Annotated in this window: 17 protein-coding genes; 11 read left to right on the top strand and 6 right to left on the bottom strand. The window is 73.5% G+C overall.

Features of this window, described 5'->3' with window-relative positions; translation table 11 throughout:
- Positions 1–59: 59 nt before the first annotated feature.
- On the bottom strand, positions 60–2603 hold the full coding sequence (locus ACR9ZG_RS12145) for an ATP-dependent Clp protease ATP-binding subunit (protein WP_481285099.1): 2544 nt from the start codon (positions 2601–2603) through the stop codon (positions 60–62).
- 152 nt (positions 2604–2755) lie between these two features.
- Here ACR9ZG_RS12145 and ACR9ZG_RS12140 point away from each other — a divergent pair, with 152 nt between their 5' ends.
- The 5 genes from ACR9ZG_RS12140 to ACR9ZG_RS12120 all read left to right on the top strand — a co-directional run bounded on the left by ACR9ZG_RS12140 (position 2756) and on the right by ACR9ZG_RS12120 (position 7876).
- On the top strand, positions 2756–4450 hold the full coding sequence (locus ACR9ZG_RS12140) for a DHA2 family efflux MFS transporter permease subunit (RefSeq protein WP_481285098.1): 1695 nt from the start codon (positions 2756–2758) through the stop codon (positions 4448–4450).
- 50 nt (positions 4451–4500) lie between these two features.
- On the top strand, positions 4501–4881 hold the full coding sequence (locus tag ACR9ZG_RS12135) for a DoxX family protein (protein WP_481285097.1): 381 nt from the start codon (positions 4501–4503) through the stop codon (positions 4879–4881).
- 93 nt (positions 4882–4974) lie between these two features.
- Entirely contained in the window at positions 4975–5709 is a 735-nt protein-coding gene (locus tag ACR9ZG_RS12130; protein ID WP_481285096.1) for an alpha/beta fold hydrolase, read from the top strand.
- Positions 5706–6779: an NAD(P)/FAD-dependent oxidoreductase gene (locus tag ACR9ZG_RS12125; RefSeq protein ID WP_481285095.1), complete on the top strand. Its 1074-nt coding sequence runs from the start codon at positions 5706–5708 to the stop codon at positions 6777–6779. The genes ACR9ZG_RS12130 and ACR9ZG_RS12125 overlap by 4 nt, the downstream gene beginning before the upstream one ends.
- Positions 6776–7876 carry a DNA glycosylase AlkZ-like family protein gene (locus ACR9ZG_RS12120; protein WP_481285094.1) on the top strand — a complete coding sequence of 367 codons (1101 nt, stop codon included), beginning with the start codon at positions 6776–6778 and terminating at the stop codon, positions 7874–7876. The genes ACR9ZG_RS12125 and ACR9ZG_RS12120 overlap by 4 nt, the downstream gene beginning before the upstream one ends.
- 15 nt (positions 7877–7891) lie before the next feature.
- Here ACR9ZG_RS12120 and ACR9ZG_RS12115 read toward each other — a convergent pair whose 3' ends face one another.
- Positions 7892–8668 carry an SDR family oxidoreductase gene (locus tag ACR9ZG_RS12115; protein WP_481285093.1) on the bottom strand — a complete coding sequence of 259 codons (777 nt, stop codon included), beginning with the start codon at positions 8666–8668 and terminating at the stop codon, positions 7892–7894.
- Between the two features lie 101 nt (positions 8669–8769).
- On the opposite strand from ACR9ZG_RS12115, the gene ACR9ZG_RS12110 reads away from it, so the two are divergent.
- The 6 genes from ACR9ZG_RS12110 (at position 8770) to ACR9ZG_RS12085 (ending at position 14330) form a co-directional block, all read left to right on the top strand.
- Complete coding sequence (locus tag ACR9ZG_RS12110) at positions 8770–9609, top strand: helix-turn-helix transcriptional regulator (RefSeq protein WP_481285092.1); 840 nt, start codon at positions 8770–8772, stop codon at positions 9607–9609.
- A gap of 137 nt (positions 9610–9746) precedes the next feature.
- Positions 9747–10664, top strand: coding sequence for a hypothetical protein (locus ACR9ZG_RS12105; RefSeq protein WP_481285091.1), 918 nt, complete (start codon positions 9747–9749; stop codon positions 10662–10664).
- Positions 10661–11371: a histidine phosphatase family protein gene (locus tag ACR9ZG_RS12100; RefSeq protein ID WP_481285090.1), complete on the top strand. Its 711-nt coding sequence runs from the start codon at positions 10661–10663 to the stop codon at positions 11369–11371. The genes ACR9ZG_RS12105 and ACR9ZG_RS12100 overlap by 4 nt, the downstream gene beginning before the upstream one ends.
- Positions 11358–12233 carry an ADP-dependent NAD(P)H-hydrate dehydratase gene (locus ACR9ZG_RS12095; protein WP_481285089.1) on the top strand — a complete coding sequence of 292 codons (876 nt, stop codon included), beginning with the start codon at positions 11358–11360 and terminating at the stop codon, positions 12231–12233. The genes ACR9ZG_RS12100 and ACR9ZG_RS12095 overlap by 14 nt, the downstream gene beginning before the upstream one ends.
- A 267-nt stretch (positions 12234–12500) precedes the next feature.
- Positions 12501–12986 (top strand): SHOCT domain-containing protein, encoded by a 486-nt coding sequence (locus ACR9ZG_RS12090; protein WP_481285088.1) that lies wholly within the window; start codon positions 12501–12503, stop codon positions 12984–12986.
- Between the two features lie 117 nt (positions 12987–13103).
- Positions 13104–14330, top strand: a complete 1227-nt coding sequence (locus ACR9ZG_RS12085) for an AI-2E family transporter (protein WP_481285087.1) — start codon at positions 13104–13106, stop codon at positions 14328–14330.
- Between the two features lie 11 nt (positions 14331–14341).
- Here the strand turns inward: ACR9ZG_RS12085 and ACR9ZG_RS12080 are convergent, their stop codons facing one another.
- The 4 genes from ACR9ZG_RS12080 to ACR9ZG_RS12065 all read right to left on the bottom strand — a co-directional run bounded on the left by ACR9ZG_RS12080 (position 14342) and on the right by ACR9ZG_RS12065 (position 18236).
- On the bottom strand, positions 14342–14860 hold the full coding sequence (locus ACR9ZG_RS12080) for a hypothetical protein (RefSeq protein ID WP_481285086.1): 519 nt from the start codon (positions 14858–14860) through the stop codon (positions 14342–14344).
- 1 nt (position 14861) lies between these two features.
- Positions 14862–15959 carry an ATP-binding protein gene (locus tag ACR9ZG_RS12075; protein ID WP_481285085.1) on the bottom strand — a complete coding sequence of 366 codons (1098 nt, stop codon included), beginning with the start codon at positions 15957–15959 and terminating at the stop codon, positions 14862–14864.
- On the bottom strand, positions 15956–17794 hold the full coding sequence (locus ACR9ZG_RS12070) for a glycoside hydrolase family 15 protein (RefSeq protein WP_481285084.1): 1839 nt from the start codon (positions 17792–17794) through the stop codon (positions 15956–15958). Before ACR9ZG_RS12070 ends, ACR9ZG_RS12075 begins: the two co-directional genes overlap by 4 nt.
- 97 nt (positions 17795–17891) lie before the next feature.
- Positions 17892–18236: a hypothetical protein gene (locus ACR9ZG_RS12065; RefSeq protein ID WP_481285083.1), complete on the bottom strand. Its 345-nt coding sequence runs from the start codon at positions 18234–18236 to the stop codon at positions 17892–17894.
- Positions 18237–18276: the final 40 nt, after the last annotated feature.

Genomic DNA, 18276 nt, shown 5'->3' with positions numbered 1-18276 from the left:
GTCGTGACGTCATGTCACGACTCGGCGGGGTTCCGGGGTGGGAGCCGGGTACAGGGCGCTTACGCCGCCAGCGGCACCTCGGCGCGCGCCGCGGTCACCCGCAGCTCGCCGCCGTCGGCGTCGACCGTGACGGTGCCGCCGTCCTCGAGGGAGCCGGACACCATCAGGTCGGCGATGCGGTCGTCGACCTCGCGCTGGATGACCCTGCGCAGCGGGCGGGCGCCGTACTCCGGCTCGTAGCCGGCCTCGGCGATCCACTCGACCGCGGCGTCCGTGACCTCGAGGGCCACGGAGCGGGCCGCCAGACGGCCCGAGGTCGCGCCCAGGAGCAGGCGGACGATGGAGCGCAGCTGCTCCCGGTCGAGCTTCCGGAACAGCACCAGCTCGTCGATGCGGTTGAGGAACTCGGGCCGCATCGCCTCGCGGAGCTTGCCCATCACCCGGTCGCGGATGTCCTTCTCGCTCGAGAAGCCGTCCGCGCCCGGCGCGACGAAGCCGAGGGCCCCGCTGCGGCTGGCCAGGAACTCCGACCCGAGGTTGGAGGTCATGATCACGACCGTGTTGCGGAAGTCGACCGTGCGGCCCTGGCCGTCGGTCAGCCTCCCGTCGTCCAGCACCTGCAGCAGCAGGTTGAACACGTCGGGGTGCGCCTTCTCGATCTCGTCGAACAGCACCACCGAGTAGGGGTTGCGGCGGACGCGCTCGGTCAGCTGGCCGGCCTCGTCGTAGCCGACGTACCCGGGAGGGGCGCCGACCAGGCGGGCGACGGTGTGACGCTCGCCGAACTCGCTCATGTCGAACCGGAGCATCGCCTTCTCGTCGCCGAACAGCGACGCCGCCAGGGCCTTCGCCAGCTCGGTCTTGCCGACGCCGGTCGGGCCGAGGAAGAGGAAGCTGCCGACGGGACGGTGCTCGTCGCCGAGGCCGGTGCGGTTGCGGCGCACGGCCTTCGCGACCGAGACGACCGCGTCGTCCTGGCCGATCACGCGCTCGTGCAGCTCCGCCTCCAGGCGGGCCAGCCGGGTGCGGTCGGCCTCGCCGATGCGGGACACCGGGATGCCGGTCGAGCGCGACACGATCGCCGCGATCTCGGGCTCGTCCACGACCGCGTCGGGGCGCGGGGCGGCGCTGAGCCCGTCGAGCTCGCGCTGCACCTGCTCGATCTCGTCGCGCAGGCGCGACGCCTCCTCGTAGTGCTCGGCGGCGACGGCGGAGTTCTTCTCGGACTCCAGGGTCGCCAGCCGCTGCATCAGCTCGGAGGCGTCGACGCGCTTGCCCAGCGAGAGCCGCAGCCGCGCGCCGGCCTGGTCGATCAGGTCGATCGCCTTGTCGGGCAGGAACCGGTCGGAGATGTAACGGTCGGAGAGCTCCACCGCGGCGCGGATCGCGTCCTCGGTGTAGCGCACGCCGTGGTGCTCCTCATAGGCGCCGCGCAGGCCGTCGAGGATGAGGACGGCGTCCTCGATCGACGGCTCGCCGACGGTCACCGGCTGGAAGCGGCGCTCCAGCGCCGGGTCCTTCTCGATGCGGCGGTACTCCTTGAGCGTCGTCGCGCCGACCAGGTGGAGGTCGCCGCGGGCCAGACGGGGCTTCAGGATGTTGCCCGCGTCCATGCCGCCGGACTCGCCGGACCCTCCGGCGCCGACCACGGTGTGCAGCTCGTCGATGAACACGATCAGCTCGCCGTCGGAGGCGCTGATCTCGTCCATGAGGTTCGTGAGCCGCTCCTCGAAGTCCCCGCGGTACCGGGTCCCGGCGACCATGCCCGCCAGGTCGAGCGTGACGACCCGCTTGTCGCGCAGCTGCTCGGGGACGTCACCGGCCACGATCGCGCTGGCCAGGCCCTCCACGATCGCGGTCTTGCCGACGCCGGCCTCGCCGACCAGCACCGGGTTGTTCTTGGTGCGGCGAGAGAGGATCTCGACGGTCTGCTCGATCTCGTCGAGCCGGCCGATGACCGGGTCGAGCCGGCCCTCGCGGGCGAGCGCGGTGAGGTCGGTGCCGAACTTGTCGAGCATCGGGGTCTCGGAGGCGCTCTGCGCGGCCTCCTGCTCGCCGGACATGCCGCCGACGGGCTCGGTCTGCCGCATCGAGCTGGTGAGGGCGTCGGGAGTGACGCCCGCGGCCTGCAGCACCTGGCCGGCCGGGGTGTCCTGGCCGATCACGAGCGCGAAGAAGAGGTGCTCGGGGTCGATGTAGGTCGAGCCGGAGGCGCGGGCCACCTGGTACGCGTGGAACAGCGCGCGCTGCGCCGACGCGGTGATGGAGGCGCCGTCGGCGTCGATCGCCGAGCCGGACGCCGGAAGGCGCAGCTCGGCGGCCGCGGCGACGTTCGCCGGGTCGACGCCGATGCGGCGCATGGCGTCGGAGGCCGGCTCCTGCTCCGCCATCGTGCGGAGGATGTGCAGGGCGTCGAGCTCGCGGTGGCCGTGCGACAGCGCGTAGCGGCCGGCCTCCGCGAGGAGCTCCTGCGTGCGCCGGCTCAGGAACCGGCTGATGTCGATGGAGCGTGCGGCGCGCGCACGCTCACCCGCGAGATACCGGGCCAGGAACTCGTCGAACGAGTTCTCGCCGTTGTTCTCGGGAGTGAAGTTCTCGGGCACTGATGTCTCCTGTTTCTAAAGTTGAGCGACGTGCACTCAAGTTCAACGCAGAGGGTGTTCCGGTATTCCCGGGGTCCGCAACTCCTCCTCGCGGCGCCGAGGTGGTACCGTCGCATTCATCAGCTTGCTGACTACTACCAGAGCGAGGGAATATGACCGAGGGACGCCGCCGCTGGCTCGGGCTGGTCTTCATCAGCATCGCCGTGGCGCTGATCATCGTCGACTCCACCATCGTCAACGTCGCGATCCCCTCGATCGTCGACGACCTCGGCGTCGACTCCACGGGCGTGCAATGGGTGCAGGAGGCGTACACGCTCGTCTTCGCCGCGCTGCTGCTGGTCTTCGGCGCCTTCGCCGACCGCTTCGGACGGCGACGGGTGCTGCTGCTCGGCGTGACGATCTTCGTGCTGGCGTCCGTCGCCGCGGCGCTCGCGCCGACCGGGGGGTTCCTCATCGGCGCACGCCTCGTGCAGGGCGTCGGCGGCGCGATGGTGCTGCCGACGACGCTGTCGATCATCAACGCGACCTTCCGCGGCAGGGAGCGCGCCATCGCCTTCGCCGTCTGGGGCTCGACCATCGGCGGCATGACCGCGATCGGGCCGCTGCTCGGCGGCTGGCTGACCACGGCCTTCTCGTGGCGCTGGGCGTTCGGCATCAACATCCCGCTCGGCATCATCATCGTCGTCGGCGTGCTGCTGACCGTCAGCGAGAGCAGGGAGGGCGCGCGCACCGGGATCGACCCGCTCGGCGCCGTGCTCTCGGTGATCACCAGCGCCTCCCTCGTCTTCGCCCTCATCGAGGGGCGCACCTACGGCTGGTGGCTGGTCGACACCGCACCCACGGTCGGCGACTGGACCTGGCCGTGGGCGCTCTCCCCCATCCCGATCGCGTTCGCCGTCGCGATCGTCGGCGGGGTGCTGTTCGTGCTGCGCGGACGGGCCAGGCTGAAGGCGGGCAGGAGCACGATGCTGGCGCTCGACCTGTTCCGCATCCCGTCGTTCCGCAACGGCAACCTGGCGGCGATGATCGTCTCGCTGGGCGAGTTCGGCATCATCCTCGCGCTGCCGATCTGGCTGCAGAACGTGCTCGGCTACAGCGCGCTCGACACCGGGCTCATCCTGCTGGCCCTGGCGGTCGGCTCCTTCGTCGCGAGCGGCTTCGCCGGCGCGTTCGGCAACCGGATCGCGCCGGTCGCGATCGTGCGCGTCGGCCTGGCCGCCGAGATCGTCGGGGTCGCGGGGCTCGGTCTCGTGATCACCGCCGGCACGCCGTGGGGCGCGCTCATCCCCTTCCTGTTCGTCTACGGCTTCGGCGTCGGGCTCGCGACCGCGCAGCTGACCGGCGTGGTGCTGAAGGATGTGCCGGTCGACCGCAGCGGCCAGGGCTCCGGCACGCAGAGCACCGCACGGCAGATCGGCTCGGCGCTCGGCATCGCGATCCTCGGGACGGTGCTGTTCGGGACGGCGACCGCCGTGCTCGACAGCAGCCTCCAGGAGCGCGGGCTGCCGGAGGCGCAGCGCGAGCAGGTGGTCTCGGCGGTGGTCGACAGCTCCGGAGCGGCGATCGCCGGCCTGGAGGCGGACGACCGGACCGCCGGGGTCGCCGCCGACGCCAAGGAGGCGTTCAGCGTCGGGACGCGGTGGGCGGCTTTCGCGGCGGCCGGCTTCCTCGCCGTGGGCTTCGTCGCCACGCTGTCGCTCGGCGACCGCGGGCGGCGGCGCGGGGACGACGATGATGGCGGCGCGGCGGCGGAGGCTACCGGCGCCGCGTCCGACGGCAGGGTCGCCGCGTCCGAGAGCGCCGAGACCGGGTCTGCGCCCGGAGAGCCGGCGCGCGACACCGCGTGAGACGCGGGCAGACTGATCAGACAGCACAGCCAGAGAAGAGAGGGACCGCCATGTCCGCACCCCGTACCGTCGTCCGAGTGCTGCTGGGGGCCGCGCTGGTCTTCGCCGGCACCAGCCACCTCACCTTCGCGCGGGACGAGTTCCGGGCGCAGGTGCCGCCGTCCCTCCCCCTCGACGAGGACGCGGTCGTGCTGGGTTCGGGTGTCGCCGAGATCGCGCTCGGCACGGCGCTGCTGGTCGCGCGGCGCCGCCGCAGCCTCGTCGGCAGGGCGGCCGCGGCGTTCTTCGTCGCCGTATTCCCTGGCAACCTGGCGCAGTGGCGGCACCACCGCGACGCCTTCGGGCTGGACACCGATCGCAAGCGCTTCGTGCGCCTGTTCTTCCAGCCGGTGCTGGTGGCCGCGGCCCTGTGGTCGACGGCGCGGCGCTGACGGATCGGCGCTGACGGACCGGCGCTGACGGGTCGGCGCAGCCGGGCGTCGTGCCCCTGGCCCGGTGTCGGCGGGTCCGGGTAGCGTCGTGGGATGGAGATCGTGCTCGTCCCCGGATTCTGGCTCGGCGCGTCGGCGTGGCAGGAGGTGGCGCGGCACCTCGACTACGCGGGGCACCGGGCGCATCCGCTCACCCTTCCCGGCCTGGAGCCCGACGACCCCGCACGCGCCGTCGTGACCGTGCCCGACCAGGTCGCGGCGATCGTCGCCGCCATCGACGGCGCCGGCGAGACGCACGCGCTGGGCGACCCGGAGGGCGGTGAGCGCGATGTCGTGCTGGTCGGCCATTCGGGCGGCGGACCGCTCGCCGCTGCGGCGCTCGACGCGCGGCCGGAGCGGGTGGCGCGCGTGGTGTACGTGGACTCATGGCCGCTGGCTCCCGGTTCCGTCATCCCGTCCGGCCTGGAGCCGGTCGACGGGGTCGTCCCGCTGCCGGACTGGAAGGCGTTCGACGATGAGGACCTCGTCGAACTGACGGACGAGCTGCGCGAGGAGTTCCGCCGCCAGGCGGTCCCGGAGCCCGGGCTCGTGGCGACCGGCGCGATCGAGCTGGACGACGACGAGCGGCGGCGCGCCGTGCCGGCCACGGTCATCGCGTGCGAGTTCGGCGGCGACCAGCTGCGGTCGTGGGTCGAGGGCGGCGCGGAGTTCGTGTCCGAGCTTCGCGAGCTGCGCGACTGGGAGGTCGTCGAGCTGCCGACCGGGCACTGGCCGATGTTCACCCGGCCGCGCGAGCTCGCCGAGAAGATCCTCGAGGTGATCGATTGAGCCCGGCCGCCCTCCGCGTCGCCGTCGTCGGAACGGGCGTCGCGGGCGCGGCCACCGGGTTCGCCCTCGCGCGCCGCGGGGCCGAGGTCACCTTCGTGGAGGCCGGGCTCCCGGGGAGGGCGACCTCGGCGGGCGCCGGCATCATCCAGCCCTGGAGCTCGGCGGCCGAGGGCGACTTCTACCGGCTGTACGCGGCCGGCGCCGACTTCTATCCCGAGGTCGTCGCGCGGCTCGCCGAGGCGGGCGTGCACGACGTGGGCTACCACCGCGCGGGCGCGCTCATCGTCAACCGCGACCGCGCGGTGATCGACGCGACCGAGGAGCGGATCGCCTCGCGTGCGGCGGAGGCCGCGACGATCGGCGAGGTGCGGAGGATCGGCGGGGCGGAGGCGCGCGCGCTGTTCCCGCCGCTCGGCGACGGCTTCGACGCGCTGCACCTCAGCGGCGGCGCGCGCGTCGACGGCCGCCGGCTCCGGGAGGCGCTGCTGGCCGGCGCGCAGGCGCACGGGGCCAGGCTTCACGACGGGACCGCCGTTTTGACCGGAGGCGGCGGCGTGACGGTCGACGGCCGCAGCCTCCCGGCCGACGCCGTCGTCGTGGCCGCCGGCGCCTGGACCGACCGGCTGCTCGCACCCCTCGGCGCGCGCGTCGGAGTCGAACCCCAGCGCGGTCAGCTCGTCCACCTGCGCGTCGAGGGGGTCGAGACGCGCGACTGGCCGTCGGTGCACCCGGTGGCTCCGCACTACCTCGTCGCGTTCGACGGCGGACGTGTCGTCGCGGGAGCGACCCGCGAGACCGGAGCCGGGTTCGACCCGCGCGAGACGGCGGCCGGGCTGCAGCAGGTGCTCGCCGACGCCCTGTCCGTCGCCCCCGGCCTCGCCGACGCCACCGTGGTCGAGACCCGGGTCGGGCTGCGGCCGCTGCCCGAGGGCGACGCGCCGACGTTCGGACCGGTCGCCGGCCACGACGACCTGTTCGTCAACGCGGGCTTCGGCGCCGGCGGGCTCACGATGGGACCGCTGGTCGGCGACCTGCTGGCCCGCCGGGTGCTGGGCGAGACGACGGCGTGACCATCCGGCTCGAGCGCGAGGAGGCGCGGCGGATCGCGGTCCGCGCGCAACGCCTCGACGCCGAACGACCGGCGGAGCTGGTTCCGCTCGTCGAGCATCTCACCTTCCTGCAGCTCGACCCGACCGCCGCCGTCGCCCCGAGCGCCGACCTCATCGCCTTCACCCGGCTCGGCCCCGGCTACCGCCCCGAGCAGCTGCGGCGCGCGCTCGAGGAGGACCGCCTCCTGTACGAGTTGAAGGCGCAGGACGACCCGGTGACGCCGCCGTTCGCGATGATCCGGCCGGTCTCGGACCTCCCGCTCCTGCTCGACAGGATGTCCGGCGGGCCCGAGCACGGCGGCTGGAGGGCGTGGCTGGCCGCGAACCCGCGCTTCCGGCAGGACGTGCTCGACCGCCTGCGCGCCGACGGACCGCTGCTGTCGAAAGACATCCCGGACACCGCGCAGACACCGTGGCAGTCGAGCGGGTGGACGCACGACCAGAACGTGACCAGGATGCTCGAGGCGCTCGCCGCCCGCGGCGAGATCGCGGTCGCCGGCCGGATCGGCCGCCAGCGGACCTGGGACCTCGCCGAGCGCATCCACCCGCAGCTGCTCGACCCCGTGCCCGAGGAGCAGGCGCGGCCGCTGCGCGACGAGCGGAGGCTCCGGTCGCTCGGCATCGCCCGCCCGCAGCTCGTCGGCGAGGCCGGCGAGGAGGCGGTCGTGGCGGGCAGCCGGCTGCGCTGGCGCGTCGACCCGGCCCTGGTCGGCGCGGACGAGGCGGGCACGGGGTTCCGCGGGCGGACCGCGCTGCTGTCGCCGTTCGACCGGCTGGTCCACGACCGCGTGCGCACGCAGGAGGTGTTCGGCTTCGAGTACCTGCTCGAGATGTACAAGCCCGCCCAGAAGCGGCGCTGGGGCTACTTCGCGCTGCCGATCCTTCACGAGGACCGCCTGATCGGGAAGCTGGATGCGACCGCCGATCGCCGGGCGGGCCTCCTCCGGGTGGCCGCCGTGCACGAGGACGAGCCGTTCGACGCGCTGACCCGGGAGGCCGTGCGCACCGCCGTCGAGGAGCTCGCCGCGTGGCAGGGCCTCACGGCCGGCTGGACGTGAGGCCCGCGCCGCGTGTCAGGCGGCGGCGTCCTTGCCGTGCGGGTCGGAGGCGTTGAGGACGCGCACGACCTCGTCGTAGTCGCCGCGGGCCTCCCCGTAGCGGAGGAACTTCACGCGCTCGACCTGGAGCTCGGTGGCGTCCGGCTGCGTCTCGATGAGCTGCATGACCTCGGCGACGAACGCGTCGAGCGGCATCGCGAAGGCGCTGTCGCGCTGGCCGGGCATCAGGTCGGTCGCGACCGACGGCGGCTCCAGCTCGACGACCTTCACGCTCGTGTCGGCGAGCTGGAGGCGGAGGCTCTCGCTGAGCAGGTGGATGGCGGCCTTGGTGGCGTTGTAGCTCGGCGTCGCCGCGAGCGGCGCGAACGCGAGGCCGGACGAGACGGTGACGATGGTCGCGTCGGGCCGCGTGCGCAGGTGCTCGACGAACGCGCCGATCAGGCGGATCGGGCCGAGCAGGTTGGTGGTGACGGTCGCCTCCGCCGACGCGAGGAAGCCCTCGGGACGGTGCCAGTCCTCCACCCGCATGATGCCGGCCATCGTGATGAGCACGTTGAGGTCGGGATGCGCGGCGAGCACGGTGTCGGCGGCCTCCCGGATGCTCTCGGGGTCGGCGGTGTCGATGCGGACGGTGTCGATCCCGGGGTGCTCGGCGGCGATCCGGTCGAGCAGGTCGGCGCGGCGGCCGCCGACGACGACGGTGTTCCCCCGCTCGTGGAGGGCGACGGCCAGCGCGAGGCCGATGCCGCTCGTCGCGCCGGGGATGAAGACGGTGTTCCCTGTGATGTCCATGCCGACAGCCTCCGTCACGGCGGGAGGCGCAGGAAGGGAACCGCTGATCGGGGGATCCGCGATCCCTGGTTGCGGCGGTCGCCGTCGCGCATCATGGAGGGATGGACCGTGCCGCGCTCGCCGACTTCCTCCGCCGTCACCGGGAGACGCTGCAGCCCGCCGACGTCGGGCTGCCGGAGGGCGCGCGCCGACGCGCCCCGGGTCTGCGGCGCGAGGAGGTCGCCATGCTGGCGGCGATGTCGGCCGACTACTACACGCGGCTGGAGCAGCGCCGCGGCCCGCAGCCGAGCGAGCAGATGCTCGGCTCGCTGGCCAGGGCGCTGCGGCTGAGCGCGGACGAGCGCGACTACCTGTTCCGCGTCGCCGGCCACAACCCGCCGGATCGGATCACCGGCAGCGGGCACGTCGCGCCCGCGTTGCAGCGCGTCCTCGACCGGCTGGAGGACACGCCCGCGCTGGTGCTGTCGAACACGGGCGAGACGCTCGTGCAGAACCGCATGGCCGTCGCGCTGCTCGGCGACCGGTCGGGCTACACCGGGATGGAGCGCAGCGAGTACTACCGCTGGTTCACGCAGCCGGAGGCGGCGCGTGCGATGTACCCGGAGGAGGACCGCGACCGGCAGAGCCGCGCCCAGGTCGCCTCCCTGCGCGACGCCTACGGCGCGCTCGGGGCGCGGTCGCGGGCCGGCGAGATCGTGCGGGCGCTCCACCGGGAGAGCCCGGAGTTCGTGGAGCTGTGGGAGCGGCACGAGGTGGCGCGGCGGTTCGAGGATCACAAGACGCTCATCCATCCCGAGCTCGGCCCGATCGAGCTGGACTGCCAGGCGCTGTTCACGGAGGACCAGTCGCAGTGCCTGCTCGTGCTCACGGCCGCCCCGCGCACCGAGGCCGCCGAGAAGCTGGCGCTGCTCGCGGTGCTCGGCACCCAGTCCTTCATCTGACGCCCGGTCGGCGGCCGCCGAGTCGTGACTCGTGGCGGGTTCCCCCGCCGAGTCGTGACATGTGCTCACGACTCGGCGGGGACGTCGCAGGTGCTCACGACTCGGCAGCGCGCGCTGCGGGGGCTAGGGTCGGCGGCATGGATGTGGTGGAGTGGCTGCTCACAGGGGATCCTGCGGTGCGCTGGCAGGTCATGCGCGACCTGCTCCACGCGCCCGAGGAGGAGGTGGCCGCCGAACGCGACCGCGTCGCCCGGGAGGGCTGGGGCGCGCAGGTGCTCGACCTGCAGGATCCCGAGGGCACCTGGGGCGGCGCCGTCTGGCTCCCGGAGGACCGCACGGCGACAGACGACGCGCTCCTGCTGCTGGCGTCGTTCGGGGTCGACCCGCGCGACGCCCGGGTGCGGGAGGCGGTCGAGCGGGTGAAGGCCGGCGTCGACTGGGGCGCCGAGTGGGACCACCATCCCTTCTTCGTCGGCGAGGAGGAGCCGTGCATCAACGGCCGCGTCCTCACGGCCGGCGCGCTGCTGGGCGAGACGCGCGAGGAGCTGGTGGCGCTCCTCCTCTCGCAGCAGCAGGAGGACGGCGGCTGGAACTGCTACGCGCGCTCCCGGCAGGAGCCCGGCTCGTTCCACAGCACGATCTGCGTGCTGGAGGGGCTGGCCGCCTACCGCGACGGCGGCGGCGCGACCGACGTCGCTGCGGCGATCGCCCGCGGCCAGGAGTACCTCCTCGCGCGCCGGATGATGCGCAGGCTGCGCGACGGCGCCATCCCGGACGAGCACTGGCTCGCCTTCCAGTTCCCCGCCTACTGGCACTACGACGTGCTGCGCGGCCTCGAGCACCTGCGTGCCGCCGGCGTCCCGTACGACGAGCGTGCGGAGGAGGCGGTGCGCCTGGTCGAGGGCAAGCGCCTCCCCGACGGGCGCTGGCTGCTCGACGCGGTGATGCCCGGCCGTCCGCTCATCGACCTGGAGACCGTCGGCGAGCCCAGCAGGATGGTGACGCTGCGCGCGCTCCGCGTGCTGGACTGGGCGGGCGTACAGTCCTCGGCATGACCGCTCGCAGGCTCCTCCTCATCCGGCACGGCGAGAGCACCGCGAACGTCGCCGCCACGGCCGCCGAGGCCGCGGGCAGCGAGACGATCGCGGTGGAGGCGCGCGACGCCGACATCCCGCTGTCCCCGCTCGGCGAGCTGCAGGCCGCCGCCCTGGGCGCGCGACTGCGCGACGCGCTGCCGGCCGACGTCGTGCTGTTCAGCTCCCCCTACCGGCGGGCGCTGCAGACGGCACGCATCGCGCTCGGCGAGCAGGTGCCGCTGCGCATCGACGAGCGCCTGCGCGACCGCGAGCTCGGCGTCATCGACGCCCTGACCACGCTCGGCGTCGAGCGGCGCCTCCCCGACGAGGCGGCCCGCCGCCGCTGGGTCGGCAAGCTGTACTACCGGCCGCCGGGCGGGGAGTCGTGGGCCGACCTCGCGCTGCGGCTGCGGTCGTTCCTGCGCGACCTGCCCGCGGCCGAGACGGTCGCGGTGTTCGCGCACGACGCCATCGTGAGCGTCTTCCTGTACGTCCTGCTCGGGATGACCGAGGAGGAGCTGGCCGAGTTCCTCCTCACGCGCCCGGTGACCAACGCGTCGCTGACCGCGCTCTCGCAGGGGGACGACGGCCGGTGGAGCGTTGACGCCTTCGCCGACGACGCCCACCTCGCGGTCGCCGGCCTCCCCGCCACCGAGCACCCGGGAGCCACCCGTGCCGACGCGTGACCACGACGCGCCGCCCGCACGCCGCGTCACTCCCGAGCTGCTGCGCGGCTGGCCGCTGCCGGAGGCGACCGGGTCCAAGCGGTCCCGCGGCTCCGTGCTCGTGGTGGGCGGCGCCTCCCGCTCCCCCGGCGCGGCGATGCTGGCGGGCCGGGCGGCGCTGCGCGTCGGGGCGGGGAGGCTGACCCTCGCGGTCGGCGCCTCGGTCGCGGCCGGCGTCGCCGTCGCCGTCCCGGAGTCGGGCGTGGTCGCCCTCGCCGAGACGCGCGCGGGGCACGTCCGCGGCACCGCGATCGCGGCGGCCGCCGACGACCTCGGGTCGGCCGACGCCGTGCTCCTCGGGCCCGGCCTCGACGACGCGGCGGAGACCACCCGGATGCTCCCCCGCGCGGCGCGCGCTGCCGGCCGCGACACCGTGCTCGTGCTCGACGCCTTCGCGCTCGGGGCGCTCGCCGGGCACCCGCGGCTCGCCGGACGCGGCCCGCGCATCCTCACGCCCAACCAGGCCGAGGCCGCGCGGCTGCTCGGCCGCGACCTCCGCTCGCTCGACGCCGACACCGTCGCCATCGCGCGCCGCTACGACGCGGTGGTCAGCTGCTTCGGCCGTATCGCCTCCCCCGACGGGAGGCTGTTCGCCCTCGACGACGACGACCACGGCCTCGGCACCTCCGGCAGCGGAGACGCCCAGTCCGGGGCGATCGCGGGGCTGGCAGCCCGCGGCGCCGACCCGCTGCAGGCCGCCGTATGGGGCACCTACCTGCACACCGCGGCCGGCGCGGGCCTGGCCGCCGACCTCGCGCCGGTGGGGTACCTGGCGTCAGAGCTGGTCGACCGCCTGCCGCGGGAGCTGGCCGCGCTGTCCTGAGGCGCTGCCCGAGGCGCTGCCCGAGGGCATCGCCTGACCCGGCGTCCGGCTCGCTGTCCTGCCCCCCTGTCGCAGGACCGGTGCGTGAGACCGCGTACGCGGCGGAGGGGTGCCGCGCACGCGGAGCTGTCCGCACGGCCCAACGGTACGAGCCGTCGTCGGCCACGGGAAGACCGAGAAATTGCGGTATAGCCGGGTGGGCCCTCGCGGCGTTATCTTCAGCCCACATCCAGGCTCGACCGAGCCCGGAGGGAGGGGTGAACCGTAATGGACTGGAGCAATTTCTGGAGTGTCGTCTGGCTCTTCTTCTGGAGCTTCGCGTTCGTGGCCTATCTGTTCGCGCTGTTCGCGATCATCAGCGACCTGTTCCGTGACCACAAGCTCAACGGCTGGTGGAAGGCGCTGTGGATCATCTTCCTGATCTTCGTGCCGTTCCTCACGGCGCTCGTCTACCTGATCGCGCGCGGCCCCGGCATGGCCGAGCGCAACCAGAGGGAGGCCCGTCAGATGCAGTCGGCGACCGACGACTACATCCGCCAGGTCGCCGGGTCGAGCCCGGCGGACGAGATCGCCAAGGCCAAGGCCCTCCTCGACTCGGGCGCCATCTCGCCGGCCGAGTTCGAGCACCTCAAGTCGGTCGCGCTCGGGCGGCCCGCCGCCTCCGCGGGGCCGGCAGCCGGTGCGCACGCCGCACCGATGGCGGCGACCGCGCCGCCGACCGGCACGACCCCGCCGGCAGCGCCGACGGCCTGACCCACACCGGGCCGGGCGGGCACGCACCCGCCCGGCCACCCCGCCGCGCGGCAGGCGAGCGCGGCTCGCATCCCGCCGCGCGGCGGACCTCCGCCGGGCGCACAGGGAGGAGCACCCATGCCGGCACCGCAGTGGTGGCCGTTGCGCCGCCGCACCAAGAAGCCGCAGCCGGAGCCTCCGACCGGTGACGACGCCGATGCCGAGTCCAGCGCGGCGGCGGTGCAGACGGGCGTCGGCCGCAGCACGCGCATCCTGCTCGCGCTCGCCGGCGCGACGGTGGTGTCGTTCGGGATGGCCGCGATCAGCGGCATCCTGGCGCCGACCCTCCTCGCGCTCGTGCTCACCATCTGCGCCCAGCCGGTGCGGGTGTGGCTGACGAAGCACGGCACGCCGGAGGGGGTCGCCACCGGCGCGGTCGCGCTCACGATCTTCGCCCTCCTCGCCGCCTTCGCCGCGGTGATGGTCATCGCGCTCGCGCAGTTCGTCGGGATGCTGCCGCAGTACAAGCCGCAGCTGGAGGAGACGGGCGCCCAGATCGGCGCCTGGCTGCAGAGCATCGGCATCGGGCCGCAGGAGGTGCAGCAGATCAGCTCGGGCTTCGACCCGTCGAAGTTCCTGAACTTCTTCTCCGGGCTGCTCGGCGGCGCGCTGGGGCTGGTGTCGTTCCTGGTCGTGGTGCTGACGATGCTCATCCTGATGCCGGCGGACGCCGCCTACACGCCGACGCTGCTGCGCCAGCTCCAGCCGGTGCGTCCGAACCTCGTGTACGCGCTCACCGGGTTCGCGCACAGCGTCCGCCGGTACATGGTCGTCACCACCGCGCTCGGCGTGGTGCAGGGCGTGATCAACGGCGTGGCCCTGCTGCTGCTGGGCGTGCCGGCGGCGCTGCTCTGGGCGATCCTGTCGTTCCTGTGCTCGTTCATCCCGAACGTGGGCTACTTCATCGCCCTCGTGCCGCCGCTGGTGTTCGGCTGGCTGACCGGCGGCTGGCCGACCGTGGTCGCCGTCATCATCGTCTACGGCGTCATCAACGCGGTCGTGCAGTCGGTGGTGCAGCCGAAGGTGGTCGGCAACGCGGTGGCGCTCAGCCAGACGCTGACGTTCTTCTCGGTGCTGTTCTGGGCGGTGGTGCTCGGGGCGATCGGCGCCATCCTGGCCGTGCCGCTGACGCTGCTGGTCCGCGCCGTCCTGGTCGACTCCGATCCGCGGGCCCGCACCTGGCGGCCGATGCTCGGCGACCTGGAGACGACGCGTGCGCTCATGAAGCTGGACAGCGCAGAGCGCAAGGCGGTGCGGCAGGAGCAGAAGGCGCACAAGGGCGAGGCCACCGCCTCCGGAGGGTGAGTCGCGCTCCGTCAGTGCAGCAGCGCCTCCAGCGCCACCACGGCCACCCCGAACAGCGCGGTCGCCACCGCGCCGACCAGCCGCACCCAGATCGGCCGGTCGCGGACGCGGAACGCCAGATACCCCAGCCCGGCGAGCACCACGACCGCGCACCACAGCGAGAGCACGACGGCCGAGCGCACCGGGAGCAGCCCGAACATCGAGAGCACCAGCGGGATGCTCGGCACGATCGCCGCCTCCAGCATCCCGCTCGACTCGAACAGGGCGTGGCCGAGCGAGTCGCGCACCCGCACCCCGACGCTGTCCGCGTCGCCGTGGTGGGCGAGGGCGACCGAGAAGACGTGCGCCAGCCAGAAGACGACGATCGTGACGACGCAGAACAGCAGGATGCGGCCCGCGCTCGCGTGGTCGGCCTCCACCGAGGTCGCGGCGATCAGGCTCGCGTACACGACCGTGCCGTAGACCGCAGCCGGTGTGCCCCAGTGCCGCCAGACCGCACGGTGCGTCGGGTGCGGGACCGTCGTCGCCACGTCAGGCTCCGGCGACCGCGCTCGGCTCGACGGAGAGGTCGCCGCCGCCCTCCGTGGTCAGCCGCCGGCCGATCCGCACGAGCTGCGGCTCGTCGCTGAACGCCCCCGCGAACAGCGCCTCGCCCTTGCGGAACGACGGAGACTGCTCCAGGAGGTGCTGCGGCACGAACCCGAACACGTCCGCGATCTCGGCGAGGTCGCGTGGCGCGTTCATCCGCATCAGGCCCAGGTTGTCGCACTGCGAGAGCACGTTCGGGTGGATCTTCGTCGGCCGCTGGGTGGAGAGGAACAGCCACAGCCCGAACTTGCGGCCCTCTGCGGCGATCTGGATGAGCTGCTCGGTGAGCTGCGCCTCCACGCTGTTGCGGGGCTCCGGCGGGCAGAAGTTGTGGGCCTCGTCGATGACGATCAGCAGCGGCCGCCGCTCCATCCTCCGCTCCCAGAGATGCTCGAGCACGCCGAGCGCGGCCGCCTGCGGCTCGGCCGGGTGGGCGAACCCGCCCACGTCGAGCACGGTCACGCGCGGCCGCTCGTCGAGCACGTCGGTCGCGGAGCCGCCGCCGAACGCCCACAGCGGCCAGTCGAGGATCTCGAGATTGTCGATGCGCAGGCCGAGCCGGTGCCTGGCCGGGTCGGGCGACCCGACGAGCGAGGTGAGGAACGTGGACCGGTCGAAGTGGCCGGCGTCCTTGTCGAGGTGCAGGAGGGCGTTGTACTCCTCCTCGTCGGCGATCGGGTCGAGGCGGCCGACCGCCGCCTGCGAGCGCACGCTGAGGTCGACGAACCGGGTGTGCAGCTGGGGCTCGGTGGAGGTGCTGGAGTGCAGCACCCGGACATCCAGCGCGGCGAGGCGCGCGGCCTGCTGCGGGTCGGCATCCTCGCGCATCGCCGCCAGGCGCACGAAGTCGGCGTTCGGGTCGAGCACCGCGACCGGCAGCTCCGTGTTCAGGAGGAGCTGCTCCAGCACCACGCCGAGCGCGTACGTCTTGCCGGACCCGCTCTGCCCGCACCAGAAGGTGTGCCGGTTGAACCGCGAGCCGTCGATGACCGCCGGGCGCTCCGGCGCCTCCGCCGCCGTCCCGATCGTCAGCGGGATCATACGAGGCCCCCTCCGGTCGCGACCGTCGGATGCGCGTTCAGCGCGGCGTCCAGGCTGATGGCCGCCCTGATCAGCGCGAGGTGCGTGAACGCCTGCGGGAAGTTGCCGAGCTGGAGGCCGGCCGGGTCGATCTCCTCCGCGTAGAGCCCGACGTGGTTGCCGTACGTGAGCATCTTCTCGAAGGCGTAGCGGGCGTCGTCCAGCCGGCCGGCGTCGGTCAGCGCCCGCACGTAGAAGAACGAGCACAGCGAGAAGGTGCCCTCGGATCCCGGCAACCCGTCCGGCGACGCCGACGGGTTGTAGCGGTACACCAGGCTGTCGGTGACGAGCTCCTCGGTGATCGCGTCGAGCGTCGAGAGCCACATCGGGTCCTGCGGCGAGATCATCCCGACGATCGGCATCAGCAGGGTGATGGCGTCCAGGACGTCGGTCCCTGGATACTGCACGAAGGCGCGCCGCTCGGGGTTCCAGCAGCGCGTGAACACCTGCTCGTAGATCGCGTCGCGGGCGGCCAGCCAGGCCGGCAGCGGCGCCGGCCTCCCCCGCTCGGTCGCCATCCGGATCGCGCGGTCGAAGGCGACCCAGCACATGATCCGGCCGTAGGTGAAGTCCTTGCGGCCGCCGCGGGTCTCCCACACGCCCTCGTCGGGCTGGTCCCAGTTGTCGACGAGCCAGTTGATGATCGACACGAGCTTGGTCCAGCCCGGGTGGCCGATGGCGCGGACCCGCTCGCCGATGGCGAGGGCGTCGATCGCCTCCCCGTAGATGTCGAGCTGGAGCTGGTCGGCGGCGCCGTTGCCGACGTGCACCGGGCGCGACCCGGCGTAGCCCTCGAAGTGGTCGAGCGTGAGCTCCTCCAGGTCGGAGGACCCGTCGATCCTGTACATGATCTTGAGCGGTCCCGACGCCTCCCCCACCTGCTCGGCCACGCGGTCGGCCGCCCAGAGGATGAAGCCCAGGGCCTCCTCCGAGTGGCCGAGCGCGAGCAGCGCGTCGATCGAGAACGAGGAGTCGCGGATCCAGGTGTAGCGGTAGTCCCAGTTCCGCACGCCACCGAGCTGCTCGGGCAGCGCGGCCGTCGGGGCGGCGACGAGCGCCCCGGTCGGCGCGTACTGCAGCAGCTTCAGGACCATGGAGGAGCGCTCGACCGCCTCCCGCCAGCGGCCGCGGTAGGTGCTGCGGCCGATCCACTCGCGCCAGAAGCCGACGGTCTCGTCGAAGAGCCGGGTGGCCCTCGCCCTGGTCAGCTCGTGGGGGGCCGACTCGGGCTCCGTCTCGAACACCAGCATCCGCAGGTCGCCCGCCCGCAGGCTGAGCGAGACGTCCACGTCGTCCCCGTCGAGCGCGTCGCCGCCCAGCCCGTGCAGCGCGGCGCTCGTGTCGCCGGACTCGAACCGGACGCCGTGCGGGTACGCGGTCGCCGAGTGCGTCCGGCGGCCGTAGTCGAACCGCGGGCGGCACTCCACGCGGAACGTCAGCTCGCCGCGCACCATCCGGATCGCCCGCATCAGCAGCCGGTTCGGCGTCGGCACGGTCGGCTCGTCGGCGACCGGCATGAAGTCGATCACCTCGCCGACCCCGGCCTCGCTCATGAACCGGGTGATCAGCACGGCCGTCTGCGGGAAGTACATCTGCTTGACGCGCATCCCCTCCCCCGTGGCGTGGATGCGGAAGTATCCGCCCTTCTCGCGGTCGAGCAGCGACGCGAAGATCGACGGCGAGTCGAACCGCGGCGCGCAGAACCAGTCGACGGATCCGGCGGTCGAGACCAGCGCGACGGACTGCAGGTCGCCGATGAGGCCGTGGTCGGCGATGTTGGGGAACGGCTCGGTCATGGCGGCACACACCCTCCTGCGCCGCGCGGGCCGGCGCCTGGCCCGGATGCTAACGCCGGGCCGCCGGCCCGCAACAGGGGGCAGCTCGGCGGCCGCGTCAGCGCTGCAGCGGCTGCAGCCCCTCCGGGGCGGGGAACGGCAGGTCGATGTACAGCTGCGGCATGCCGACCGCCCCGAAGTCGTCGTGCTTCACGAGGATGCGCTGCGGCGACACCTCCGCGATGCGCACCCGCAGCAGGCTGCCGTCCGCCTGCCGCAGCTCGTAGATGTCGGCGAGGTAGCCGATTCCGGTCTCCTCCAGCGCCTCCTCGGCGGTGAGCCAGTCGACGACGCCGGTGCGCTCGCGGCCGAGCAGGTCGACGGCGACGAAGCCGTCCGCCTCCGGCCGCATCCAGCCCAGGCGCTCGCCGTCGCCGCGGCGGTGCTCGATCCACTCCTCCACGGGGACAGGCTAGCAATGCCGGACTGCCCATCCCCGCGCC

This window comes from Leifsonia sp. KNZ12-8B (assembly GCF_056755495.1).
Note: the sequence above shows the minus strand (reverse complement) of the source record. Positions and strands in the feature narration are given on the sequence as shown.